The 24,276-nt window shown below is 29.1% G+C and carries 24 protein-coding genes and 1 pseudogene; 6 read left to right on the forward strand and 19 right to left on the reverse strand.

Annotation, left to right across the window (positions count from 1 at the left end; all coding sequences use genetic code 11):
- Window positions 1-40 precede the first annotated feature (40 nt).
- The 5 genes from HALO113_RS11095 to HALO113_RS11115 all read right to left on the reverse strand — a co-directional run bounded on the left by HALO113_RS11095 (window position 41) and on the right by HALO113_RS11115 (window position 5,985).
- Complete coding sequence (locus HALO113_RS11095) at window positions 41-742, reverse strand: hypothetical protein (protein WP_159779081.1); 702 nt, start codon at window positions 740-742, stop codon at window positions 41-43.
- Window positions 743-836: 94 nt separating this feature from the next.
- On the reverse strand, window positions 837-2,666 hold the full coding sequence (locus HALO113_RS11100; protein WP_159779082.1) for an ABC transporter ATP-binding protein: 1,830 nt from the start codon (window positions 2,664-2,666) through the stop codon (window positions 837-839).
- On the reverse strand, window positions 2,667-4,394 hold the full coding sequence (locus HALO113_RS11105) for a phospho-sugar mutase (protein WP_159779083.1): 1,728 nt from the start codon (window positions 4,392-4,394) through the stop codon (window positions 2,667-2,669).
- A gap of 103 nt (window positions 4,395-4,497) precedes the next feature.
- Entirely contained in the window at window positions 4,498-5,451 is a 954-nt protein-coding gene (locus tag HALO113_RS11110; RefSeq protein ID WP_159779084.1) for a glycosyltransferase family 2 protein, read from the reverse strand.
- Between the two features lie 3 nt (window positions 5,452-5,454).
- On the reverse strand, window positions 5,455-5,985 hold the full coding sequence (locus HALO113_RS11115; RefSeq protein WP_159779085.1) for a DUF4199 domain-containing protein: 531 nt from the start codon (window positions 5,983-5,985) through the stop codon (window positions 5,455-5,457).
- Between the two features lie 235 nt (window positions 5,986-6,220).
- Between HALO113_RS11115 and HALO113_RS11120 the strand changes: the two genes are divergently transcribed.
- Both HALO113_RS11120 and HALO113_RS11125 read left to right on the forward strand, forming a co-directional pair.
- Entirely contained in the window at window positions 6,221-6,475 is a 255-nt protein-coding gene (locus tag HALO113_RS11120) for a type B 50S ribosomal protein L31 (protein WP_159779086.1), read from the forward strand.
- 135 nt (window positions 6,476-6,610) lie between these two features.
- Window positions 6,611-7,786 (forward strand): GlmU family protein, encoded by a 1,176-nt coding sequence (locus tag HALO113_RS11125; RefSeq protein WP_159779087.1) that lies wholly within the window; start codon window positions 6,611-6,613, stop codon window positions 7,784-7,786.
- A gap of 33 nt (window positions 7,787-7,819) precedes the next feature.
- Here HALO113_RS11125 and HALO113_RS11130 read toward each other — a convergent pair whose 3' ends face one another.
- From HALO113_RS11130 to HALO113_RS11145, 4 genes are all read right to left on the reverse strand, one after another.
- The gene (locus HALO113_RS11130; RefSeq protein WP_159779088.1) at window positions 7,820-8,407 is read right to left on the reverse strand and encodes a DUF4082 domain-containing protein; all 588 of its coding nucleotides are present in this window, start codon (window positions 8,405-8,407) and stop codon (window positions 7,820-7,822) included.
- Window positions 8,408-8,534: 127 nt separating this feature from the next.
- Entirely contained in the window at window positions 8,535-8,801 is a 267-nt protein-coding gene (locus HALO113_RS11135; RefSeq protein ID WP_159779089.1) for a hypothetical protein, read from the reverse strand.
- 22 nt (window positions 8,802-8,823) lie between these two features.
- Window positions 8,824-9,096 (reverse strand): hypothetical protein, encoded by a 273-nt coding sequence (locus HALO113_RS11140; protein WP_159779090.1) that lies wholly within the window; start codon window positions 9,094-9,096, stop codon window positions 8,824-8,826.
- A gap of 95 nt (window positions 9,097-9,191) precedes the next feature.
- Window positions 9,192-9,701, reverse strand: coding sequence for a pyridoxamine 5'-phosphate oxidase family protein (locus tag HALO113_RS11145; RefSeq protein WP_159779091.1), 510 nt, complete (start codon window positions 9,699-9,701; stop codon window positions 9,192-9,194).
- Window positions 9,702-9,849: 148 nt separating this feature from the next.
- Here HALO113_RS11145 and mtaB point away from each other — a divergent pair, with 148 nt between their 5' ends.
- Window positions 9,850-11,178, forward strand: a complete 1,329-nt coding sequence (gene mtaB, locus HALO113_RS11150; protein ID WP_159779092.1) for a tRNA (N(6)-L-threonylcarbamoyladenosine(37)-C(2))-methylthiotransferase MtaB — start codon at window positions 9,850-9,852, stop codon at window positions 11,176-11,178.
- 44 nt (window positions 11,179-11,222) lie between these two features.
- Here mtaB and HALO113_RS11155 read toward each other — a convergent pair whose 3' ends face one another.
- Together HALO113_RS11155 and HALO113_RS11160 are read right to left on the reverse strand one after the other, a co-directional pair.
- A complete protein-coding gene (locus HALO113_RS11155; protein ID WP_159779093.1) occupies window positions 11,223-12,791 on the reverse strand; it encodes a VWA domain-containing protein in 1,569 nt (522 codons plus the stop codon).
- A 101-nt stretch (window positions 12,792-12,892) separates the two neighbouring features.
- Window positions 12,893-13,384: a hypothetical protein gene (locus HALO113_RS11160; RefSeq protein WP_159779094.1), complete on the reverse strand. Its 492-nt coding sequence runs from the start codon at window positions 13,382-13,384 to the stop codon at window positions 12,893-12,895.
- A 259-nt stretch (window positions 13,385-13,643) separates the two neighbouring features.
- On the opposite strand from HALO113_RS11160, the gene HALO113_RS11165 reads away from it, so the two are divergent.
- On the forward strand, window positions 13,644-13,976 hold the full coding sequence (locus tag HALO113_RS11165) for a hypothetical protein (protein ID WP_159779095.1): 333 nt from the start codon (window positions 13,644-13,646) through the stop codon (window positions 13,974-13,976).
- Between the two features lie 30 nt (window positions 13,977-14,006).
- Window positions 14,007-14,264, forward strand: coding sequence for a hypothetical protein (locus HALO113_RS11170; RefSeq protein WP_159779096.1), 258 nt, complete (start codon window positions 14,007-14,009; stop codon window positions 14,262-14,264).
- A gap of 5 nt (window positions 14,265-14,269) precedes the next feature.
- Here the strand turns inward: HALO113_RS11170 and HALO113_RS11175 are convergent, their stop codons facing one another.
- Window positions 14,270-14,614: a helix-turn-helix domain-containing protein gene (locus HALO113_RS11175; protein WP_159779097.1), complete on the reverse strand. Its 345-nt coding sequence runs from the start codon at window positions 14,612-14,614 to the stop codon at window positions 14,270-14,272.
- Window positions 14,615-14,716: 102 nt separating this feature from the next.
- Between HALO113_RS11175 and HALO113_RS11180 the strand changes: the two genes are divergently transcribed.
- Complete coding sequence (locus tag HALO113_RS11180; protein ID WP_159779098.1) at window positions 14,717-15,451, forward strand: SDR family oxidoreductase; 735 nt, start codon at window positions 14,717-14,719, stop codon at window positions 15,449-15,451.
- A 48-nt stretch (window positions 15,452-15,499) separates the two neighbouring features.
- Here the strand turns inward: HALO113_RS11180 and HALO113_RS11185 are convergent, their stop codons facing one another.
- The 7 genes and pseudogenes from HALO113_RS11185 to HALO113_RS11215 all read right to left on the reverse strand — a co-directional run.
- A complete protein-coding gene (locus HALO113_RS11185) occupies window positions 15,500-16,288 on the reverse strand; it encodes a hypothetical protein (protein WP_159779099.1) in 789 nt (262 codons plus the stop codon).
- A 373-nt stretch (window positions 16,289-16,661) separates the two neighbouring features.
- Complete coding sequence (locus HALO113_RS11190; protein WP_159779100.1) at window positions 16,662-17,039, reverse strand: hypothetical protein; 378 nt, start codon at window positions 17,037-17,039, stop codon at window positions 16,662-16,664.
- A gap of 349 nt (window positions 17,040-17,388) precedes the next feature.
- Window positions 17,389-17,943 (reverse strand): hypothetical protein, encoded by a 555-nt coding sequence (locus HALO113_RS11195; RefSeq protein ID WP_159779101.1) that lies wholly within the window; start codon window positions 17,941-17,943, stop codon window positions 17,389-17,391.
- 261 nt (window positions 17,944-18,204) lie between these two features.
- Window positions 18,205-19,317, reverse strand: a complete 1,113-nt coding sequence (locus HALO113_RS11200; protein ID WP_159779102.1) for a histidinol-phosphate transaminase — start codon at window positions 19,315-19,317, stop codon at window positions 18,205-18,207.
- A gap of 222 nt (window positions 19,318-19,539) precedes the next feature.
- Window positions 19,540-20,769, reverse strand: a complete 1,230-nt coding sequence (locus tag HALO113_RS11205) for a DUF1036 domain-containing protein (protein ID WP_159779103.1) — start codon at window positions 20,767-20,769, stop codon at window positions 19,540-19,542.
- Window positions 20,770-20,929: 160 nt separating this feature from the next.
- A pseudogene (locus HALO113_RS11210) lies at window positions 20,930-22,663 on the reverse strand (DUF262 domain-containing protein).
- A gap of 166 nt (window positions 22,664-22,829) precedes the next feature.
- Window positions 22,830-24,276 (reverse strand): DEAD/DEAH box helicase (locus tag HALO113_RS11215; RefSeq protein WP_201297606.1); only part of this gene is annotated, 1,447 nt, incomplete at its 5' end.

The raw sequence follows: 24,276 nt of genomic DNA on the forward strand, positions 1-24,276 counted from the left end.
AAGTAAATCCTATGAAATTCTAACTTCTGACTTCTAATTTCTATATTAAAATATCACTTTCCAAATCGGATTTTTCAATTGCAATTTCGTATCCTAATTTTTTTACCATCTGTTCTACTAAATTTTTATACCAATTCTCACTTTTTGGATGAATGTAAATTTTTTCAATGAGTTGATTAATTACCACATCAATTTTTAGTCCTTCTTTAATTGAAATATTGGTATGACTTACATCCGAAATTACTCTGATTTCTCTTTCATATTGAAAACTTTTTCTCTTAAATAAAAAAGGAAAAAAGGTGTCTTCAAACGGAATATATTCTTTCTTGTAATCAATATAATTCACTTCGCCAATATATTGCTCAAAATGTTTTTCAATCTCTAAGGCCTTTTTTAGTCTTCCAATAGTAGATTGAATGGCTAAACCTTCATTGTTTTTTGTAAAAATTTGCCACATTGCAAAAGATTCATATTCATTAGCATGCCAACTACTTATCACTACTTTTTCACGATGTGATTTGTAGTAATCTAAAAACCTCGGATTATTTGCAGCAATTTTTTTTATTTCTTCAAATGTAGGTTCGGAAAATGTACCTTCATATTGATCTTCAAATCTATCCGATCGAGACATAAATAGTTGTTGCGATAGAAGCATGGCTAAAAACTTGGATAAATCCAAATATTTCCAAATGATTATATTGTCATTTGCAGTTAACTTAATATCGGAAGTACTGACATACATATATCAAAAAGAATTACTCTCAAATGTACTAATTTTTGATAAAAAAACTTTTTAAATTTATATTATGTTTATTATTAGTGTTTTAAATAATGAATTACTCAAAAGATTGTAAAGTAACAAGATTTGCATAAGTACCTTTTTTAGCTAATAATTCTGTATGAGTTCCTTGCTCTACAATTTTTCCTTTTTGCATAACAACAATGATATCTGCTTTTTGAATTGTCGATAATCTATGTGCTATCACAATTGAAGTTCTATTTTGCATCATGTTTTCTAAAGCATCTTGAACAATTTTTTCACTCTCTGTATCTAGTGCAGAAGTGGCTTCGTCTAAGATCATAATTGGAGGATTTTTCAAGACTGCTCTTGCTATAGAAAGTCTTTGTTTTTGACCACCAGATAATTTTCCACCCGCATCACCTATATTTGTTTCAATGCCATTAGGCAAATCTTTTACAAACTCATAAGCATTGGCAATTTTTAAAGCATTAATGATTTCTTCATCTGATGCATCTGGTTTGCCTATTAGAATATTGTTCTTGATGGAATCATTAAATAAAATAGAATCTTGGGTAACTAACCCAATCAAATGTCTTAATGCTGGCAAATCCCAATCTTTTAATGACACGCCATCAATTTCAATTTTTCCATCTTGAATGTCGTAAAAACGGGTTAGAAGATTAGCAATTGTACTTTTTCCACTTCCCGATTGTCCTACTAAAGCCACCATTTTACCTTTTGGAATATCTAAGGTAAAGTTATTTAAAACAGGTTCGTTTTGATAAGCAAAGTTTACATTTGAAAGCGAAATTTTATCTTGAAAATCATTTTTAGAAAAGGCATTTTCTTTAGATGTTATTGTGTTTTCTTGTTCCAAAATTTCCAATACCCTATCTGCAGCAGCCATAGCCGATTTTAATGTATAGTTAGCTTTTGAAATCGCTTTTGCAGGAGTTAATATACCATATGCTAATCCCATATAAGCAATAAAATCAGATCCTTTTAGTGTATGATCCATTAGAACCATCTTTCCTCCAAACCAAAGTAAAGTGGCTATAACAACAATACCTAAAAATTCACTTAGTGGAGAAGCAATATTATTTCTGTTTAATAAACTATTTGAAAAACGATATAGCTTATTTGCCGATTCAGTAAATTTATTTTTAAAATTATTTTCAGAATTGTAACTTTTAATAATTCGTAAACCCGATAGTGTTTCATCTAAAATAGAAAGGAAAACACCCGACTCTTGTTGTACTTTACTTGATTTTCTCTTCAAACTTTTACCTAAACTAGAAATTAGTGCTCCAGAAAGAGGTATGAATATAAGAACAAAAATGGTAAGTTTTGTACTCATGTAAAACATGGCACCTAAGGTAAAAAGTATAGTTAGTGGTTCTTTAAAAATAATTTCTAGAATAGATAAAAAAGAAAATTGCACTTCTCCTACATCGTTTGTTAATCGAACCATAACATCACCTCTGCGTTTTTCCGAATAGAAACCTAAAGGCAAATGAATCACTTTTTTATATAATGCAATACGCAAATCTCTTAAAGTTCCATTTCTTAAAAAGGTGACATTATAAATTGCTAAGTAATTAAATAAATTTTTTAAAAGAAAAGTTGAAATAACTAATCCAATCATTAAAAGAAGTGCATTTTCAGGATTATCTTCTTTTACAATTGTTATGGTATAATCTAGATATTCTTTAAGATATTTGCCTATCTTAGTAATAGAAGTAAATGTAGGTTTTGTATCTATTTTTTCTGTCGTGCCAAACATTACATCTAGCATAGGAATTAGCATGACAAAAGACAACGCGTTAAAAAACGCATATAAAATATTAAAGAAGATATTTAAATAAGCAAATCTTTTATAAGGAAGAGCATATTTTAAAATTTTAAAAAATGTACTTTTTTTCATTTAATTTAATTGCATTTCAGCAATAATATTTTTAATTTTTTGATCTAAAAATTCTTCTGTTTTTTGATACATTTCCAAAGATTCTAAAGGACTATTTACACTAAAATAGAATTTGATTTTAGGTTCTGTGCCACTTGGTCTTGCACAAATTTTTGTTCCGTCTTCTAAATAATAAATTAATACATTCGATTTTGGAATCTTAATCTCATAAGTTTCATTACTCATTAAGTCTAATGCTTTTGAACTTTGGTAATCTTCAATACAAACCACACGTTGTCCATTAATTTCTCTCAATGGATTTTCACGTAAATCGATCATCATTTGTTTGATTTCATTAGCACCTTCAATTCCTTTTTTAGTTATAGAAATTAAGTATTCTTTATAAAAGCCATAATCTAATGACAAATTAATTAATTCTTTAAACAAAGAACTACCCGCAGCTTTAGCTTGTGCAGCAATTTCACAAACTAATAAAATGGCAGCAACAGCATCTTTATCTCTTACTGCATCACCTACCATGTATCCAAAACTTTCTTCACCACCACCTATAAATTTTTGATTCGGAAAATCTTTGATAAACTTTGCAATCCATTTAAAACCAGTTAAGCCTACTTTACATTCAATGCCATATTCTGAAGCTAATTCTAACATCATAGGAGTAGATACAATAGTCGAGCCAATGAACTCATTTCCTGTAATCTTGTCAGCTCTTTTCCATTGTTCTAACAAAAAGGCAGTCATGATAACCATTGTTTGATTGCCATTTAATAACTTCATGTTGCCGTTTAAATCACGTACCGCAACTCCTAATCGGTCACTATCTGGATCAGTTCCTACTACGATGTCAGCATTTATTTTATCTGCTAAAGTCAAAGCCATGGTTAAAGCCTCTGGTTCTTCAGGGTTTGGGGATTTAACCGTTGGGAAATTACCATCAGGAACAGCTTGTTCTTCAACAATATTTATATCCTTATAACCCGCTTTTTCTAATACATTAGGAATCGCTTTAATAGAAGTACCATGTAAAGAAGTGTAAACAATTTTTAGTTGGTCTTTAGCTTCTTGAGGTGTAGAAAAGCTAGCATTTTCAATTGTAGATTGACAAAAGGCCTCGTCAATTTCTTGATCGATATATTCAATTAATGATGCATTTGCATCAAATAAAATGTCGCTATATTGAAGATTTTCTATAATATCAATAATTTCACCATCTTGAGGTGGCACTAATTGACCACCATCTTGCCAATATACTTTATAACCATTGTATTCAGGTGGATTATGAGAAGCCGTTAATACAATACCTGCGTGACATTTTAGATAGCGTACTGCAAAAGACAATTCTGGTGTAGGTCTCAAATCTGAAAATAAATAGACTTTTATTCCATTGGCAGAAAAAACATCAGCCACCACTTTTGCTAAAGTATTACTGTTATGACGACAATCATAAGCAATAGCTACTTTAAGTTCTTCACCCGCAAATACTTTTTTAAGATAATTACTTAACCCTTGTGTGTTTTTTCCTAAAGTATATTTATTAATTCTATTAGTGCCTACACCCATTACACCACGCATACCACCTGTACCAAACTCTAAATTTTTATAAAAAGAATCTTCCAAATCTTTGGGAGCACTTGTCATCATTTTTTCAATTTCTTCTTTTGTTTTGGAATCAAATGTAGGTGTTAACCATTCATTTACTTTTTCTAAAATTTGTTTGTCGATGTGCATAATATATATTTTTTGTAGCTTTTTCCTGCTATTCGCTATATCTTTTATTTTTACTTCGACAAGCTCCGTTAAAAATAAAAGGATGCCGCTGCTATCAGGGCTATTACGTTATTATTTTTGAAATTTTATATCGTTCTTCGTTACTTTTTGTTCGTAAAATAATTTCACCTAAAAATCCAGCTAAAAACAATTGAGTTCCTATAATCATGGTAGCTAGAGCAATGTAAAACCAAGGATTATTGGTTACTAAAATAGTTGGTTCATGATGATATAGTTTCCATAATTTCATAAAACCAATACTTCCTGCTGCAACAAAACCTATTAGAAACATTACTACACCTAATGCACCAAATAGATGCATGGGACGTTTTCCAAATTTAGATAAAAACCAAATAGTAATCAAGTCTAAAAAACCATTAATAAAGCGGCTCATACCAAATTTTGAACTACCGTATTTTCGGGCTTGATGAATTACTACTTTTTCACCAATTTTTGAATATCCTGCATTTTTAGCTAATACAGGAATGTAACGATGCATTTCTCCAGAAACCTCAATGTTTTTAATCACTTCGTTTTTGTAAGCTTTTAAGCCGCAATTAAAATCATTCAATCTTACTCCTGATGTTTTTCGAGCAGCCCAATTGAATAATTTGGAAGGAATGTTTTTAAACAGTACCGAATCGTATCTTTTCTTCTTCCACCCAGAAATCAAATCAAATCCCTCTTTATGAATCAGATTGTATAGTTCTGGAATTTCATCTGGACTATCTTGTAAATCGGCATCCATAGTAATAATAACATCACCTTGAGCTTTAGCAAAACCAGCATGTAAAGCCTGGCTTTTACCATAATTTTTAAGAAAGCGAATACCTTTTACATTAGAATTTTGTTCTGAAAGTTGTTCAATAGTGCTCCATGAAGCATCTGTGCTTCCATCGTCTATAAACAGTATTTCATAAGAAAAGTTATGACTTGTCATAACTTTTACAATCCAATTATGTAATTCGGGTAACGATTCTTGCTCGTTTAATAAAGGAATAACTATGGATATATTCATATTTTAGATTTGTTCTTTTGGTTTTCTTTTAAATATAGCAGCTAAAATTAATCCAAAAATTGTTGAACCCAATAAACTCCAAATTATACCTTTAAGTTGTTCTGTAATTCCAAATTGGTTATAATTTTCTAGTTTTTCAACAGTTTCTTTGATTGATTCTGTAGGTGCTCCAAATTTTTTCATCATTGTTACTGTGTTTTCAATATTTAATTCTTTTACTTGCTGAGCAACTTCAGTGTCAATAAAATTAAAGAAAAGAATATTAAAAAGTAAGCCTATAAATATACCTATCAAAGCGGAAATTAAATAGGTTACAAATCCATCTTTAAAAGATAAAACATCATTTAGTTGTTTTCTTGTATTAATTAGTAAAAAACATCCGATTATAAAGTAAATAAGTAATAAAGATAAGCCATACCACCATTTTACAAGTAGACCTAAATTGGTCACATAAGGTATTATAATCGATAAAATTCCAATTATTCCTGAAATAATACCATATTTAATAGCGTTTTTTTTAATAATTTCGTTCATGGTTTAGTCGTTTTAATAGTTTACAAATATAGAAATAATAAAGTTTTTGTTTATTAGTGTAAAAAAATAAAAAAAAGTTACACCAATGCTTGTGAATTAAAAATTTAGTGTAAATTTGCACTCTCAAAATAAAAGATTATAAACGAAAAGGTTATAAAATGTTTACACCTTTTTTAATAAAAATAAAGAAGCCGCGGAACAATTTATAATCATTAATAAAAAAAGATTTATCAAGATGAAAAAAGGAATTCACCCAGAAAATTACAGATTAGTAGCTTTCAAAGATATGTCAAATGAGGATGTATTTATTACTAAATCTACAGTAGAAACTAGAGAAACAATTGAGCATGAAGGAGTAGAGTATCCAGTATTTAAAATGGAGATTTCTAGAACTTCTCATCCTTTTTACACAGGTAAATCGAAACTTATTGATACTGCAGGACGTATTGATAAATTCAAAAGCAAATATGCTAAATTCGATAAAAAATAATCGAAATGTAACTGAATATAAAAAACCTTCCTTTTCGGAAGGTTTTTTTATGAATATAATTTAAAACGTGTAACTTTGGCTTACATAAAAAACGTTTCAGTTTTCTTATGTTTTCAATCTTTAAACTAGTTAAAAATGAACTATATACTTTTTGATGGAACCGTTCGAAATGCTTTACTTCCATTTACTTTTACTAGACCCGTAGCGGATATTCGTGTAGGTATTTTAACCATTAGAGAAAAATGGGAAAAGTATTTAGGTTATACGACCACTACTTTAACCGAAGAATATTTAATGGAAAAATTTCCTATGGTAGAAATGGAAGCCAATATTATGATAAATGCTTCTTTTTTCCCCAATGAAATTGTGGTAGAAATGATTACCAACCTTGAACCCAAACAAGCTATTATTGCAGGTGAAGAGATTATTGCATTTTATTCTAATGATACTCAAGAAGAAGTAGATTTTGATGATTATGAATTGATTGATTATGATGAAGAAATCCTTCGAATAGAAAATACGTGGGATATTTTTTCAAAAAATGGTGAAGCTATACGTGAAGATTTTCAATTGGTAACAGAAGACAGACATTCACAACCTATTCCTAAAAGTGTAAATGTTATTGCTCCAGAAAATATTTTTATAGAAGAAGGGGCAAAATTAGAGTTTGTCACCCTAAATGCTTCTACAGGACCTATTTATATTGGTAAAAACACTGAAATTATGGAAGGTTCTGTAATTCGAGGGCCATTTGCTTTATGCGAAAATGCTCAGGTAAAAATGAGTGCCAAAATTTATGGAGCTACAACTGTTGGACCACATTGTAAAGTAGGAGGAGAGATCAATAATTCGGTTTTATTTGGGTATTCTAACAAAGGACACGACGGTTTTTTGGGTAATTCCGTTTTAGGTGAATGGTGTAATATTGGAGCAGATTCTAATACATCCAATTTGAAAAATAATTATGAAGAGGTGCGTATATGGAGTTATGAAACAGAAAGTTTTGCTAGAACTGGCTTGCAATTTTGTGGTTTAATGATGGGTGATCATAGTAAATGCGGCATTGATACCATGTTTAATACAGGAACAGTTGTAGGAGTTTCTGCTAATGTTTTTGGAAGTGGATTTCCGCGTAATTTTATACCTAGTTTTTCTTGGGGTGGTGCTTCTGGTTTTACAACATATTTAACTAAGAAAGCCTTTGAAACGGCTAAAATAGTTATGAATAGAAGGCAAATAGAATTTACTGAGCAAGAAGCAAAAATTTTGGAATATGTTTTTGAAACAACTAAAAAATATAGAAAGGAATAAAAAAAAATGGGAGATTTAATCTCCCATTTTTTTTTATAAAGAAGGTTGAAAAGCAAAGCTTAAATCGCCAGCATAATAGTCGGTCTCAAAAATTGTTGGATAGTTCTGTGCTGTACCAGATTTCCATCCGTAACCCGTAAATGTAATGTTTCCTGCGATTATAGGATAAGTTATGTCTGAATCATCAGCTTTGTGTCTTTTGTACCAATCATTACTGTTGTAAGTTATCATGTATTCCTTGTCTTTAATCAAAGCAAGAGGAGCTATTGTTTTTGATGCTTCAACATTAGCGGTTACTGTTGGTATTAATTCAGTTCTATAAATTATACCTTCAGCAACATCCCAAATTGTAACTCTTAAATTTGTACGTGCATCTGGAATTTTTATAAATATTTTATTTATAGTCCCATTAACTGTTGGCTTAAATCTCATTCCGAATTCATAGTCACCAGCATTTACAAAATTAGTAATAGTTGTAAAACCTGTTTCGTTGATGTATTTTTCAAGTGGGTTTTCTTCTGGAGCAACTACTGGTCCTGAATCTGAGTCATCACTACTGCAACTAATAAGTCCTGTAAAAAATAAGGCTACTAAAGTGCCTTTAATAATTAGATTTTTCATAATGTTTAATTAATTGATGTAAAAGTAGATAGATGTTTCTAATTCGAAATAAAATTTATACGAACGAACTTTTAAATAGACGAATGAACTAGTTGAGGTATAATTCCTCATGCATTATGAAATAAGTTTAGGGTAAATTAAAATAATAAGCTATTCCAAAATAGAATAAAAAAGCAAATATAAGAGTTAATACTAATGGAATGATAATGTTATTTCTTCTTTGCCTTTGGAATTTTTTTCTAATTTCTGCTAATAATTCTGGAGAAGCTTCTTTTTCCTTTAGTTCCTTTCTATAGGAAGTTTGCAAATTTTTCCATTTATTGCGATCGTGTTTTTTAAGTAGGTTTCTATTGTTTTTTAGAATTGTTGCTGGTGAACCATAATATCCTCCCATATTTTTTAATTTTAAAGATATTTTACAAATAGTGATTTAAAACCGCAAGAATAATTAGGATAACCGCAAGAATACTGAAAGTTAGCGTAATTTTCTTTCTTTGAATTGCTTTGTGTTCTTCTTGTAATCGCTGTCTAATTTCAGCTAATTGTTCAGGTGTAGCACTTTTAGAATCTACAAATTCCGAATTTTCGTTTGACGTTGTGTTTACAAATTTTTCAAGTCTAGAAGTTTTATTTCTTCTATTGTTTTTTAAACTTGTATTTGCATTCATCATAAAACCTTCTCCAGCCATATAACAATATTTAGTATTTAATTATTATACGGTGAAAAAGGTTCTAAGGTTACAAAAAACAGTAGGGATTATATTTTTTGTTATTTTTTATTTAATTAGATGTGTATTTTACCTTCTACACCATCTTTATTATCTGTTTTTTTACCCATAAGAATGGAAGATACAAAATACATCATGGATACAAATTTTCCAGCTTTGGTATCCCAATAATACACATCTCTTGGTTCCACTCTAATGATGCTTACATTAGGATCCTCTTTGCCATCAAACCAAGCATTGGCAAACAGAGACCATTTGTCATCAATAGTGTCTTTATCATCATAAATGAAAGCATTTCCAAGTATAGAAAGGTATTCATAATCTCCATTATTCATAAAATACAACTGAACGTCATTATTGCGTTCAATTTCCATATTTTTATTGCTTTCTTTACTACTAATAAACCATAAATTGCCTTCATTATCACACTCTTGTAAACTCATTGGCCTCGAGTTAAATGGAGGTTGTTTATCTAAATTAGTTACAAACATACAGGTACGGGCTTTTTCAGATAATTCTTTTAACTTTTCTATAGCGTCTTTACTAAATAAATTTTCTTTTGACATAACGTTTTGATTTTTTATTACTTCAAATTTCTGAATTACCCACTAAAATTGTCTTACAGAATTATTTATAAATTTTATATAATTATAAAAATAATGTAAATTTGCACCCTCAATTTTTTGACAACGATTTCATTAATTGAGTTAATATATGGAAAACAAAAGAAAAGTAGCCTTTTACACTTTAGGCTGTAAATTGAATTTCTCCGAAACCTCTACTATTGCGAGAAGTTTTCAAGACGAAGGTTTTGAACGAGTTGATTTTGAAGATGTGGCAGATATGTATGTAATTAATACGTGTTCGGTTACAGATAATGCAGATAAGCAATTTAAACAGATTGTTAAAAAAGCCATGAAGCTTAATGATAAAGCATTTATTGCTGCGGTAGGCTGTTATGCACAATTAAAACCTGAAGAATTAGCAGCTGTTGATGGGGTAGATTTAGTTCTTGGCGCTACCGAAAAATTTAAAATTACAGATTATATCAACGATTTATCTAAGAATGACATGGGAGAAGTGCATTCTTGTGAAATTGAAGAAGCCGATTTTTATGTAGGAAGTTATTCTATAGGCGATCGTACACGTGCTTTCTTAAAAGTACAAGATGGGTGCGATTATAAATGTACTTATTGTACCATACCTAGAGCGAGAGGAATTTCAAGAAGTGATACCATGGAAGGCGTTTTAAAAAATGCTAAAGAAATATCGGCTAAAGGAATTAAAGAAATTGTCTTAACTGGAGTCAATATTGGAGATTATGGAAAAGGAGAGTTTGGTAATAAAAAACACGAACATACTTTTTTAGATTTAGTCACCGAATTAGACAAAGTAGAAGGTATTGAACGTTTGCGAATTTCTTCCATTGAACCGAATTTGTTAAAAAATGAAACCATTGATTTAGTTTCAAAATCTAGAGCCTTTGTACCTCATTTTCACATTCCATTACAGTCAGGAAGTAACGACATTCTAAAAAAAATGAAACGTCGTTATTTGAGAGAATTGTATGTAGATCGAGTGACTAAAATTCGTGAAGTAATGCCTCAAGCCTGTATTGGTGTAGATGTAATTGTAGGTTTTCCAGGAGAAACAGACGAACATTTTTTAGAAACCTATCACTTTTTAAATGATTTGGATATTTCTTATTTACACGTTTTCACCTATTCAGAAAGAGATAATACTGAAGCAGCTGAAATGGATGGAGTAGTGCCTAAAAATGTGCGTGCAAAACGCAGTAAAATGCTACGAGGCTTATCGGTTAAAAAGCGTAGAGCGTTCTATGAAAGCCAAATAGGAACACAAAGAACCGTATTGTTTGAAAGTGAAAATAAAGAAGGTTATATTCATGGTTTTACTGAAAATTATGTAAAAGTAAAAACACCATGGAATCCAGCATTAGCCAATACATTACATGAGATAAAATTGACACACATCGATGAAGATGGTAGTGTGCGTTTGGAATTTATAGAAGTTGAATTGTGAAAAAATAAAAAAACCTGAAACATTTGTTTCAGGTTTTTTTATTACTAATTAACCGTTTCCATAAGTCTTATGAATTCAGTTTTATATCCTTCTTCATCATTGGTAAGCCCTTTTTTAGCTAACATTTTAATGTCTTCAGTTGTTGTATTACTAATATATTTCGACTCTTTTAATTTTAAACCAAACCAAGCTACAGCTGTACAAAATTTAAAATCTGCCGAACTCTTTTCTAATGGAATAGAGCCGTTTTCTATTGTTTTTATAACTTCTTTGCTATTGTTTTCATCAGGTTTTTTATACCTGAATTTTACTGTAGCTAACTCATTATTATAGGCAGATTTTTCAACTTCGGTTGTGTTTTTAGAATATTTTAATTGAGAGATTGTATAATTACTTTCGACACCTTTTGGAATAATTTCATATAAAGCAGTAACGGTGTGACCACTTCCTAATTCACCAGCATCAATAGCATCGTTTTTAAAATCTTCGTCATTTAATTTTCGATTTTCATATCCAATCAATCTATAAGCTTGAACATTTTTAGGATTAAATTCAATTTGAATTTTTACATCTTTTGCAATGGCAAACATAGCCCCTTTAAATTCTTTACCTAAAAAACGATTGGCTTCTTGAATGTTATCAATATATGCATAATTTCCATTTCCTTTATCTGCTAAAATTTCCATTTTACTGTCTTTATAATTCCCCATTCCAAAACCTAAAACAGTTAAAAACACACCCGTTTTTCTTTTCTGTTCAATTAATTTAGTAATATCAGTATCTGAAGAAGTGCCAACATTAAAGTCGCCATCTGTAGCAATAATCACTCGGTTATTTCCTTCTTTAATAAAATTTTGTTCTGCTAATTTATAGGCTAATTCTATTCCTGCACCACCAGCGGTACTGCCTCCAGCAGATAAGTTTTCAAAAGCATCTATTATTTCTTCTTTTTCATCACCAGAAGTAGGAGGTAAAACAACTCCAGCGGCACCTGCATAAACCACTATAGAAACTTTATCTTCTTTGCGAAGTTGTTTGACTAAAATCTTCATGGATTCTTTTAAAAGGGGAAGTTTATTTTCATCACTCATAGAACCAGAAACATCTATTAAAAAGACAAAATTAGAGTTGGGTAAATGAGTAGTAGGAATATTTTTTCCTTGTAAACCAATTTTTAATAGTTTGTGATTTTTATTCCAAGGACTATCACTATATTCTGCATTAATTGAAAAAGGAACATTATCATTTGGCTCTGGATAATTGTATGTAAAGAAATTAATCATTTCTTCTACTCTTACGGCATCTTTAGGTACTTTCTGTCCATTATTAATAAAACGTCTTATATTTGTATAGGAAGCATTATCGACATCTATTGAAAAAGTGGAAAGCGGATTTTCTTTGGGAGATTGAAAAGGACTTTCTTCCACTTCCGCATAACTTTCATTGTTATTTTCTAAAGTTTCATTAAATTCTTCAATGTAGGGTTCAAAAGCTTCAACGGCTTCAACGGCTTCAACCTCTTCATATTCATGGCTTTTATTGTAACGAGCTTCTTTACAATTGGTACAAACAAGAGGCAAAATCAAACAAAAATAATAGATGTTTTTTTTCATTTTTTTGTGAATTAAAAGTGATGTTTTTTATTCCACAAAAGCAATGCCAAATAAATCAAAAGAATAGTTTTAATTTTATTGACTTAAAAATACCTTTCGTTTTATTTAATATCTAATTTTTCTTTTGCTAAGATGGTAAATTGCTCTATAGAATTAATACGTTTCTCCAGATTTTTAATAATGTCTTCTAAAGGGAAAAATTGTTTTTCTTGAAGTTCGATTTTCTCTTTTAAGGTTCTAATTAATTCATCTTTTAAATAGATGTTCTCTTTAAGTGTGGCTACATTTTTAACTAATTGCGCGTTTTTATCCAATGCATATTCTTCAGCAGGTTCATTAATATAAAGAGATGTGCTCTCTTCTTTGTCTAAAAGCATATTTCCTTTACCAGTAAGTAGCCAATGAATATTTATTTTTGGAAAACAATTGGCAATATCTAATAAGATTTCTACAGAAGGTTTGTTTTTTTCATCTTTCAAACGATTTAATTTACTTGAACTATCATAGTTTAAACCATTCAAAGCAAAATCATTTATATTTTTAAAACCTTGAAATTCAACTATTTGTAATAATCTTTTGAAAAAAGTTTGCATTATTTTTAAAATATGTTTGTAAAATAAAAACTTGTTTGTATATTAGCTACACCAAAACGAATTAAAAACTACTCTAAAACGAATCAATAGGTAAAGCGAATATAGTAAAAAAATGCGCTATTCCGTAATTTTATGCGCTATGTTGATGAAAACCTATTGATTTTTTATAAACAATTGAATTCTAAATTTTTAGTTATTTAAAAATTTATTGTCATGTGTTTGCCTTTAAATGAATTATTAATTTTTTAAAAATAATTGCATGTACACAAATCATGAAATAGGTGAAATTTTGCATAGAGCAAAAACGATAGAGGATTTTTTATTTATTCAAATTGAGATTTTGGAAAATATAGATTGCTACTTGAAACAATTTAAAATAGATTACTTTAATTTTATTGGAGCCTATTGTATGAAAGCCATTCCTCATTTACTACTTCAAATAGGGGAAAACTTAAATAAGCTAGCCTGTTTTCATTTTTTGACCACGTTGTTTTTTGATTTTGAACGTTTCTATAAAATAGGAGGCGCTTGTTATTTTAAAATAAGCGTTGCAAGTATAGAAGATAAGTTAAAAAGTACTATTACTAATTAATTTTTGTGTTTTCATTTTAAGGTAATGATTATGATTCAAGATTTTGAAAAAGAGATTATTATAAAATATCTAGGCAAGCAACCCAGTCGGAAAATTATTCCTATTTTAAATAAAAAGAAAATTTTTAATATAAAAGGGAAGCCTTATTCACCTAAATCGATACAAAATATTATAAATGGAAAAAATGAGAATAGGAAAGTTGAAACCCAAATTATTAAAATTGTAGAAGCTGAAAAAAGAGTAAAAGGAGCCATTGAAAGTTTTAAAAAGGATGTATTAGGGAAATAAGATAGTTACATAATATTACTATATGTCCAAGATTTCATGGCTTTTAACAAAGGGGCAAGAGATTTACCTTTTTCGGTTAAACTGTATTCTACTTTTGGAGGAATGACAGGATACGATTTTCTAATTACAATTTCTAATTGTTCCAAATCTTTTAACTGTTGCGATAACATTTTTTGGCTAATACCTTTAATTGTTTTGTCCAATTCATTAAATCTCATAATTTCATTTTCTAATAATAACCAAATTATAACAGGTTTCCATTTACCACCAATTTCCTCCATAAAAATAGTGATAGGGCATTCTGTAGCATAAGTGTATTTTTTTTCAATTTTTTTTTCTTCTGTTTGCATAGAAATGAGCATTTTCCGAGTTTGAAGTAAGTAACTTACCATTTAGTAAGTACTTGTTTCAAAGTTAGTAATAATTTAGTTTTGTTTGAAAATAAATACAAAATGAATAAAAAAATTATAATTACGGGAGGAACAAGCGGTATTGGATTAGCTTGCGCAAAATATTTAATTGAAAAAAAATATGAAGTTATTATTACAGGAAGAAACAAAGAAAATCTAGAAAAAGCAATGCAAGAATTGCAAAATAAAGCCTACGGATACGTTTCTGATACGAGCAAATTAAATGAAATAGACAATTTGGTCCATGTAATCGAAAAAAACCATGGAAATATTGATGGTCTATTTATAAATGCAGGAATTTTTAAATCGGTTTCTTTTGAAAATACAACCGAATCCTTGTTTGATGAAACCATGAATATCAACTTTAAAGGAGCATTTTTTACTATTCAAAAGTTTTTACCACTACTTACCATAGGATCAAGTATTGTATTGAATACTTCGATAGCTGTTTTTAAAGCTTTTCCTAATACGAGTGTTTATACGGCAAGTAAAGCAGCTTTAGAATCGTTAGCCCAAGTTTTAAATTTAGAATTAGCATCTAGGAAAATAAGAGTAAATATTGTAAGTCCAGGAGTTACCCATACACCTATTCAACAGAAATCGGGAATGACAGAAGAAGCAATAAATAACTTATTAAATCATTTTGCGACTACTTCACCTATTGGAAGAGTGGTTTTACCAGAAGACATTGCACCCATTGTTGCATTTTTAGTTTCTGAAGCTTCTTCCGTTCTTCGAAATGAAAAAATTATTATTGATGGAGGAACAACATTGTAATGGATTGCCTCTCAAGTACTTTAATTTGAGAGGTTATTAAAAGAATATTTATTTTGGAATAAAATTTATAACATGATTATAACCATAAACTCTTTTCTCTGGATTTACAGTTAAATAATAAATTTGATTTTTTGCATAACCGCTATTTAGAATTTCATTTTCTAATTTTAATAAAAATTCTTTAGACACATTTTTATCAGCATTAATTAAAAGTAAAATTTGTGAGCTTGCGTTTGTTTCTTCTGATTCACTTAAAACAAATTCTCTAATATCTGAAATAGAAGATATTTTATCATTTAATTGAAGATAATAATTTTTTGGGTTATATTTTTTTGTAAGACTTAAAGGTGTATTTTTTAGTTTCCCAATATGAATAAATGTTAGATTTGATATTTTATTTAAATTATAGTCAAATTTAGTTTCATTTGTTTCAAAAGGATGAATATTTATCAAAAGGCCCATTGAAAAGTGAGATATAAATGTTGCATTATCTTCTTTTTGTTTTACCCAATAGATGGAATCTTCAATGAATACTTTATTTTCTTTTACACTAAAGTCAGAAGTGAAAAAATCGTTTATATCATAACCAAAAGCACCTTTCTTTTGCGGTGTAAACACCTCGTTTTTAGGTATGTCAATTCCTCTTTTTAAAATAGAATCTGTTATGAAGTCAAAAACATTCATGGTAATTGTATAGGTACTATCTGTAATGTTATGACAACATACAAAATCAGGGTTTCCTATTTGATATTCATGCCAATGTCCCACAAGTTGTTTTTCCTTGTTTGCACAAGAAGCAAATAATAGGAAAATTAGAAATAAGAATATATTTTTCATGGTAACCAATTTCAATCACTAAAATACGCTAAAAACAAAAAAGTCTGTATAAAAATTCAGACTTTTCGTTCTTAAAAGTATTCAAATTTAGAATAAATGGAGCTCTATAATTTAACTAAATGTGTGTTTTATCCCTAATTTGATAGGCTATCTTCAATCTTGTCATGCTGTTAAGCATCCCATTAGAAATTAAAAAAGGTATTGAGCTACTTATGCGACCCCGACCTTTACAGGGTGTACTTAGGAGCCAAAAAAGCGTACTCAAAAAAGCCAAACCCTTAAAAAAACTCCTTTAAAACTCCTGAAGTTTGAGTAAGTTTTAAGAAAATGAGGATTGTGCCTCAGGTTTAGTTTGTTAGTATGGGATTATTTCTTATCTTGTTTTTACACTACTTTTTTGTTTTTTAAATAGAAATAACATAAGAGAATTCATTATTATAAAAGGAGTAAAGTATATAATTCCAATTCGAATATTTTCATAAGAATGTATAAAAGTGCCAATAGTCCAAATTATTAGCGAAAGTATGCATAATACTTTTGCAGTTTCTATTTTCGATTTATAGTAAATTAAGTATATCGATAGTAAATTTAAGAAGAAACAAACGATTAAAAAGAAACGAATAATCGCAGTAGTTATTCCTTGATAACATGATCCTCCTTCGGTTTCAAATTTTTTTGGAATACACAAAAAAGAATAAGCAAAAGCAACAATGAGTATTGTTAAATGAAGGCTTATTTGTTTTTTAGTCATAATTATTTTTTATATTTTTTTCGATTTTACTGAGAACTTAAAATTAACATCAATCTTTGAAAGCACATCAACTATCTTCAAATTAATTTCTTAAAATAGAAGAAATAGAATTGAAATACAGACTTATTATCATGAAAATTCAAGTATTTTAACCTAAATTGTTTTTTTTAAACAAAAAGGAATACTTTCCTTTATAAAAACGATGTTTTGCAATTTCAAAAGCTCGATTGTAAGTTATTCTGTAATTCAAATTAAAAAAGAACCTCCTTTAAAAATCCTGAAACTTGGGTAAGTTTTAAGAAAATGAGGGTTGTGAAACATTTACTGGATTGTGTAGCGGACATATTTATTAGTTCCAGTATTTCATACCAATTTCTGTAAGTTTTTGTATGTCTTGTTCTTTGATGTCTGTTAAACCTATTTTTCTAATTGAAATTTTTCCTGTGTGTTTACTAGTTTCCATAATTTCTTTGGTAGGATTATATTCTTCTATTATCACTTCCCATTTATTTGTTAAAGTATTTATACTGGTTTTAATATGTCCTGAAACCCATTTATTGAAATCGTCATAACCAATCAGTTCAATTTTATTGGTTAATTTATTATTTCTGAATTTATAAGTCCAACTGTAAGCTCCAGTTCCACTGTTGTATCCAGATATAATTAGAACATTATTTATAAAACTTAATTTGGATAAAAATTCAAAACCTAAAAGTTCATAAGGAATTGTATAGCTTTTATTGTCAATGTTCAAATGAAGTGCATCAGTACTTGGTTTTATTTCATCGATTATTCCATTTGCGTTAATGTCTATTTTTAAGGCTTTGACTTCTAAATCAGTTTGTTGTGCTTGACTAATAAGTATAGTAAAGAGGCAAATTAATATCAGAATTGATTTTTTCATTTTACTTTTTTATATGTTCTGTTTTCTTTTGTGAGTTTGGGAAGGTTTGTCACTAAAATAGTAAACAAAAAAGTTTACCAACTGTCTTCAAATATAGTCAAATTAATTTCTTAGAATAAAAGAAATAGAATTGAAATACATACTTACGATTTACTATGAAAAAACTAGTCTTTTTGACCTAAGTCGTTTCTTTAAAATAAAGGATATGATATATTCTTTTTTAATATATCTCTGTAATAGTTAGGTGTGTTAAGAATTGTTTTATTTTAGAGCTTTAATGAATTTTATCATTTCATCCATTTTACCAACAGTAATCCTTGTCCATTGGCCTTCTTCTTCGTATATTCTTCCTCCTTGAATTCTGTTGATTTCTAATTGTTTAAAATAGTCTTTTTTGTATTTTGCAATTGAAAAATAAATAAAATTTGTATTTGAGTAAATGCACTCACAATTTAATTTTTCTAGTTCATTAATTGTATATTGCCTTACATTTTCATTTTGTGAATAGCAACTTGAAATGAATGTATCATCTTTTAAGGAAGCTATAGCAGCCAGTTTAGACAATACGCTCACACTATTATTTGTGTTGGATTGCAAATTAGCCAAATTATCAATTATTGTTTTGTTTGCAATGGCATATCCAATACGTGCTCCAGCTAAACCATACATTTTAGAAAATGTTTTGGCAATAATAATATTTTTATTGTCATTTATAATACTACTAAGAGATTGTTGTTTCGTAAATTCTAAGTAGGCCTCATCAATTAATACAATCGTATTTTGTGAAACCTTAGTTACAAATTCTACCAATGCTTTTCTTTCGCAAATTGTTCCTGTTGGGTTATTTGGATTACAGATATAAACAAGTTTTGTATCTTCATTTACAGCTTCCAACATAGCTTGTAAATTAATTTTCTTTTCTGTGGTAAGGGGTACTTTCTTTTTTGTTAAACCTAAATGGTCTAATGTAGCGGTCCAATAATCATAACTTGGATCTGCGATTACATAATTTCCTTTTTCTAGAGTTACCCATTTTGCGACCAAATCTAAAATTTCAGTTGAACCCGCACCCAATAATATGTTTTCGTATTTCACATTATTCTTTTTTGCAAGATCAGAAATGAGTTGTTCAGCAATATCCCAATTATACCGATTACTAATATTAGCATTAGCTACAAATGATTTTCTTGCTAATGGAGAAGGACCGTATGGATTTTCATTTGAACGTAGAAAAATTAAGTTAGTATCACTTTCAAAACTAGGAATTAAATTTTCTGATGCTGGTGCTGAAGCAAACGAATTAAAATTTGTGAATCCAATTCCAGCAACTCCTATACCTATTTTTTTTAGCCAAAGTCTTCTACTTGTTTCCATAGTTTCTTTTTTAATTAGTCTTTAATAGAAATAGTTTGTTACAATTGTGGGTTTTTAAAATAGCCAATAATGGTTTAAAGTAGCATTAAATATCGTGTTATAACAAATAGAAGCTTATTTTAGGGGATTTGGTGACACGAGCATAAATTGCTAACTAGTGGAACAAATTCCCCAACATTTACAAACTAAGTCAATTACTTAAGCTATTGTTATACAATGCTCTTATATTTTAGCAACAACAGCAACAATCTGAATAGATACATTTATGCCATAACTTAAATCATTGTTTTTAACTCCAATCATAGGTTTTCTCAAAGGTTGATTTCGTATTTGAACTACACCTGATTTAAAATTTTGTCTTGTACCAATTGGGTAATGATTAAAACTTGTTCCGTTTAAGAAGTTGTTGTAATAATCGCTTTCAAAAAGAAAAATGTCACAAACATCATTACCAGGCGGTGTAGTCAACATACTTAATGATATATTTAACAAGCCCGTTTTGTCAATTAAATTAGATAAATCACTTGCTAATTTGAAATTATTTGCACTTGACTGAACTTTTTCTTTGCTACGAGAAGAAGTGTATTCATAATACCATTCAACTGTTCCATCAGGTAAATCTACTGGAATTATTGTCTTTGAGTTGCCACCTTTCCAATATTCATTACTTGTACTGTTAATATAGACATTTTGGATAGGTAGTTTTACAATTTCATATGTTGCTTGTTTTTCTATAATATCTCCACTAGAGTCTGATGATGTTTGACTAATTACAACTCCATTTTTGTAAGTTTGTTCTTTTTCAATTGTTCCATCAGGTTTGTACCAAGTACAATTACCATCATATCGAAATGGTTCATAACTTAAGAGTTTAAATTCTGCTTTTAATTTACCGTCAGAGTAATAATCTTTTACCCAGCCTTTTGGAATCCCATTTTCAAAATTTATATCTCGATAAAATCTAATATCATCTTCAACTTCTGCAAAATTTCCTTCTTTATCAAGGCCTAAACGCCATTTTCCTTGCTTTTTTCCATTACAAATTAAATTATAGTTTAAATTAATTAATGTCTTATCTGGAAAACTATTAATTGTTGTTTTTATAAATTTATATTTTGATAAATTTTGATTATTTATAGATTGGCTATTATCTGCATTTGGGAAAGTAAAAGCATTAAATTTGTCAACTAATAATGGAGTTGAACCGTAAATTCCCATATCACAATTATCAATTGTTGCACAATAGTAGAAATTTGTATTTCCAAAGATTTTTGGTGTGTAAACGCTTGCTTCTTGGTTAGGTTCAATTTGAAACCATCCTTTTGTAGTCCAAGATTTGTCATAATAAGCAATTGCAACGTAAATTTTACGAGCACCATTGTTTTTTAAAACAACTTGTGCATTTGATAGAATAAATAAATTAAAAAGTAGTAAAGTAAAATTTTTTTTCATTTTAAATTCAGATTATTTATGCTGTTTTTCATAGAGTGTTGTATAACGGTCAAGTGTATGTAACAGATTTTAAGTCACTAAACTTTGAGATAGCACTGACCTAGACTCTTAGTTTTACTTTTCAAATTAGTACTGAAACCGTTATTACTTATACATAATGTTAGGTACTGGTATTCTGTTTTTTAAGTCCAAATATTGTTTCTAATTGTAATTTAAGTTTTTCACTTCTTAGTCTTTCAAATTCATCTATTTCTTTCCAATTCAACTCAAAATTGGTTTCAATGTAATTTCGTTCTTTATAAGCTTTTATTTTGTCTGTATCTTCTTGATAATGCTCGTCTAGCCATATTTCAGGATCTTTTGCTTTCTTAGCAAGATTTTCGTCTCCTTCTAACAATTGTAAATTGTATAAGAAATTCGCTTTTCCGTGGTATTCAATTGGTAAACTTAGGTTTATTGCATTGAATTTAGATTTGGGATAAATATGGTCTATGTGGAACGTTGAGTTTTTAAAGTCCAAGTTTGGATAAAGTATTTGAAGAATAGGCAAAACTGCAGGATTCCCATATTGAAAGTCAAGCATTCTTTCAATGTCATCACCCGAAATTTTTAATGGTTGAACTTTACTATTAGATAACTTCTCATTAAAGTCTTTGAAATTGTCTGAATCCCTTAGGGTCTTTGCAGCAACTTCTAATTTACCATCCAATGAAGTAGTAAAGTAACTGGTTATTTGGGTGTTCCGAACAAAATTCAACATTTGCTCTTTATTGTCTTGTGTGTAATTCTCGTTTATGAAAATGTAATAAGCTAAGATTGATAATATGTAGGCAGATGAAAGTCGATTTGTATATCCAAATTCTTGCAATAATTTTATTGCCTTGAAAACAGCCTCTGTTATTTTTTCCCAATTATCTTCAATTTTATTGATATTACTTTTACTGAAATTTTTTAGTTGAAAAATATGATTGCTTTCTGTTAATAAGAGACAAGTTTTTAAAACTTGGTCTCGTCCCATAACTCCAAATCCTTGGTCTCTAACTGAGTCAACAAATTTGTTCATTAAATCTCTAATGTCTGACGAAAAATTAGCAGTCAAGATGGACATCAGAAGGTCAGAGTATGATAGTTGTGTTCCCCCACTATTTACTCTGATGAATATTTTTAAAACCTTGTCAAGATTTTTTTCAGTTTCTTCAAAATATGAGATTAGACTATTTGTACAAAAAGCATTTTTTAGTTTTTCAAGTATTTGTGCTTCATTTTTTGAAAGGCTATTATCAGTAGCGTACTCAAAAATACTTTCTAAGTCTAAAATTTTACCGACTTTAAACCAATAATTTCTTTCATCATTTTTTGGTATTGATTTTTTCTTATGAAACTCAAATTCATAATTATCATCAGGGTTTTCTTCCTGTGGTTGGTATCGAAGGTTTATATACAGCTGTTTTTCTTCAAATGCGTTTGGGTTATCCCACCAAGCTTTTGGTTTTTTGAGTGTTCTTGTTCCTTTTAATCCGATGTATAATGAAGTCAAACGCTGTTGTCCGTCAAGAACAATTGAAAGGTCATCTGCATTAATTTGCTCGATGTTTACCTTATCGTTATGGGTTTTCCTTTAGTCATAGTTTTCAATGAACTTGTAAAGTTGAAAATTCAGTTTATCAGAATCTTCTTTTGCTTCTTTGTTTGTTTCTATGTCGTTTTTCTTTAATTTCCAAAACAGAAACGAACCAATTGGATAACCGCGAAGAATTGAATCAAAAAGTTGCTCGATCTTTTTTTCATTTGCTTTTCTAAGCCAAACATATTCTCGTTGAATGTCTAGTAAAAAATAACTTTGATTTAATTCTTCAATTACTTTCTTGATTGATAAGTCTCTAAATTGTCCCATATTTCTTTTTTATTTATTTTAATGCTGTAGACTTTTAAAATGCTTTATAATGATTTTGGCTATGAACAGTTGGTGATTCTATACTCTAATTTCACTGTTTTACACTAACCTTTGTTTCATGTTTATACTTTTTTTATCACTTTAAGGGCTATTACTTATAAACATTTTAGTGTTTCCCTACATTTTTCTCCAAAACTTTCAATTGAGTAAAATACGGTTGATTAAACCAAATATCTTTATCTCCTATAGCTATAAATCTATATTTTGCTCTTGTAATCGCTACATTCAATAGATTTGGTTTTTGAGAAGCCCAGTTTGCAGCTCCTTTTGATTTTTCGTCCAACCCAAGACATAATATTACACCTTCTGCCTGTTTACCTTGAAATGTATGTACTGTTCCAATATGACTTTTTAGCCAATCACCTATTTCTTCTGTTTTTATTTCTTTATACTTTTTAATTTCATTTATCAAATACTTGAATAAAAAAGTATTAAGTTTATAACTCACTTCACTAAATGGAGTAATTACAAAAATATCTGGAAAATCCTCAATACTCTTGATTTCATCTAATAATATATCTTTTATTATTTCGGCTTGTTCAGGAACAAAATGTCTTCCTTCAACATTACCTTTACAATCAATAAATTTTGTTTGAAATTTTACTGACACATTTTTGGGATTCTGGGTTGAATTATACATTGTGTTATCATAAGCAATTGAATTTGCTATCTCAAACATTGGGCTAATGCATCTTCTGTGAACTCTCAAAGGAATTCCAATCCATTCTTTTTTACTGTTTATGGTTAAATTTGTACCGAATGGATTTATTCTGTCTGCCATTGATTGAACAGATAATTCAGAATTTACTTGTTGATTGGTTAAATCAAAATATTTACTGATATTATCTGTAATTGTATTTGGAATAGTAACTACTGGTTCAATTTGAAATGGATCTCCAACAATCCCAACCCTTTTTGAACGCCAAATTGAACCAATTGCAGCTTGTGGTACAGCTTGACCAGCTTCATCTATAAATAGCCAAGGTAAATCTTCTTGCTCCAAATCTTTAAACATAGTTTGAATCGAAGCAAAAGTTGAAGAAACAACAGGAATTACTAAAAAGAAAGAATCCCACATTGCTTTCACTTCCGTTCGGGATACGCTTTTATCTCCTTTTAAATATTCAAAGAAACCAGCAAGTGTTGTAGAAATTCTACTTGAAGTTGCATTAGCTGTTAAAATAAATACTTCGTGTAATTTTAAAGAAATGATAAATAATTCTGAATTGAGTTTTTTTAATTTTTGGGAATACCAAGGACAAGATTCTTGTGTTTTTTGAGATTCAATATTATCCCAAAATTTAATATCTGCATAATTGTTTTTTAACTCATCCTGAGCTATTGAAACTTTTGAAGATAAAGATGTAAGTTTTTGGGTTAAAACTTTCTTTTGTTCTTTTACTTTTAATAATAAGGTTTCTAATTTGGAATATTTTTTTTCAATTTCAGATAAAGTAGCATTTTCAACATTGAACTCGTTTGTAATTTGATTGTATAAGTTTAATGCATTGTTTAGAGCAACTTTAAATGTATTTCGTTTTGTAGTATTGAAT

The sequence above is a fragment of the Flavobacterium sp. 9AF genome, assembly GCF_902506265.1.
Lineage (GTDB): Bacteria > Bacteroidota > Bacteroidia > Flavobacteriales > Flavobacteriaceae > Flavobacterium.

Bases quoted from the DNA above. Each gene is read 5' to 3' on its own strand.
- HALO113_RS11205 (WP_159779103.1), bottom strand. From the start codon at position 20,769: ATGAAAAAAAATTTTACTTTACTACTTTTTAATTTATTTATTCTATCA.
- HALO113_RS11105 (WP_159779083.1), bottom strand. From the start codon at position 4,394: ATGCACATCGACAAACAAATTTTAGAAAAAGTAAATGAATGGTTAACA.
- HALO113_RS11140 (WP_159779090.1), bottom strand. From the start codon at position 9,096: ATGGCTGGAGAAGGTTTTATGATGAATGCAAATACAAGTTTAAAAAAC.
- HALO113_RS11190 (WP_159779100.1), bottom strand. From the start codon at position 17,039: ATGACTAAAAAACAAATAAGCCTTCATTTAACAATACTCATTGTTGCT.
- HALO113_RS11180 (WP_159779098.1), top strand. From the start codon at position 14,717: ATGAATAAAAAAATTATAATTACGGGAGGAACAAGCGGTATTGGATTA.
- HALO113_RS11170 (WP_159779096.1), top strand. From the start codon at position 14,007: ATGATTCAAGATTTTGAAAAAGAGATTATTATAAAATATCTAGGCAAG.
- HALO113_RS11160 (WP_159779094.1), bottom strand. From the start codon at position 13,384: ATGCAAACTTTTTTCAAAAGATTATTACAAATAGTTGAATTTCAAGGT.
- HALO113_RS11110 (WP_159779084.1), bottom strand. From the start codon at position 5,451: ATGAATATATCCATAGTTATTCCTTTATTAAACGAGCAAGAATCGTTA.
- HALO113_RS11195 (WP_159779101.1), bottom strand. From the start codon at position 17,943: ATGAAAAAATCAATTCTGATATTAATTTGCCTCTTTACTATACTTATT.
- HALO113_RS11155 (WP_159779093.1), bottom strand. From the start codon at position 12,791: ATGAAAAAAAACATCTATTATTTTTGTTTGATTTTGCCTCTTGTTTGT.
- HALO113_RS11175 (WP_159779097.1), bottom strand. From the start codon at position 14,614: ATGCAAACAGAAGAAAAAAAAATTGAAAAAAAATACACTTATGCTACA.
- HALO113_RS11130 (WP_159779088.1), bottom strand. From the start codon at position 8,407: ATGAAAAATCTAATTATTAAAGGCACTTTAGTAGCCTTATTTTTTACA.
- HALO113_RS11200 (WP_159779102.1), bottom strand. From the start codon at position 19,317: ATGGAAACAAGTAGAAGACTTTGGCTAAAAAAAATAGGTATAGGAGTT.
- HALO113_RS11115 (WP_159779085.1), bottom strand. From the start codon at position 5,985: ATGAACGAAATTATTAAAAAAAACGCTATTAAATATGGTATTATTTCA.
- mtaB (WP_159779092.1), top strand. From the start codon at position 9,850: ATGGAAAACAAAAGAAAAGTAGCCTTTTACACTTTAGGCTGTAAATTG.
- HALO113_RS11165 (WP_159779095.1), top strand. From the start codon at position 13,644: ATGTACACAAATCATGAAATAGGTGAAATTTTGCATAGAGCAAAAACG.
- HALO113_RS11135 (WP_159779089.1), bottom strand. From the start codon at position 8,801: ATGGGAGGATATTATGGTTCACCAGCAACAATTCTAAAAAACAATAGA.
- HALO113_RS11185 (WP_159779099.1), bottom strand. From the start codon at position 16,288: ATGAAAAATATATTCTTATTTCTAATTTTCCTATTATTTGCTTCTTGT.
- HALO113_RS11095 (WP_159779081.1), bottom strand. From the start codon at position 742: ATGTATGTCAGTACTTCCGATATTAAGTTAACTGCAAATGACAATATA.
- HALO113_RS11145 (WP_159779091.1), bottom strand. From the start codon at position 9,701: ATGTCAAAAGAAAATTTATTTAGTAAAGACGCTATAGAAAAGTTAAAA.
- HALO113_RS11120 (WP_159779086.1), top strand. From the start codon at position 6,221: ATGAAAAAAGGAATTCACCCAGAAAATTACAGATTAGTAGCTTTCAAA.
- HALO113_RS11125 (WP_159779087.1), top strand. From the start codon at position 6,611: ATGAACTATATACTTTTTGATGGAACCGTTCGAAATGCTTTACTTCCA.
- HALO113_RS11100 (WP_159779082.1), bottom strand. From the start codon at position 2,666: ATGAAAAAAAGTACATTTTTTAAAATTTTAAAATATGCTCTTCCTTAT.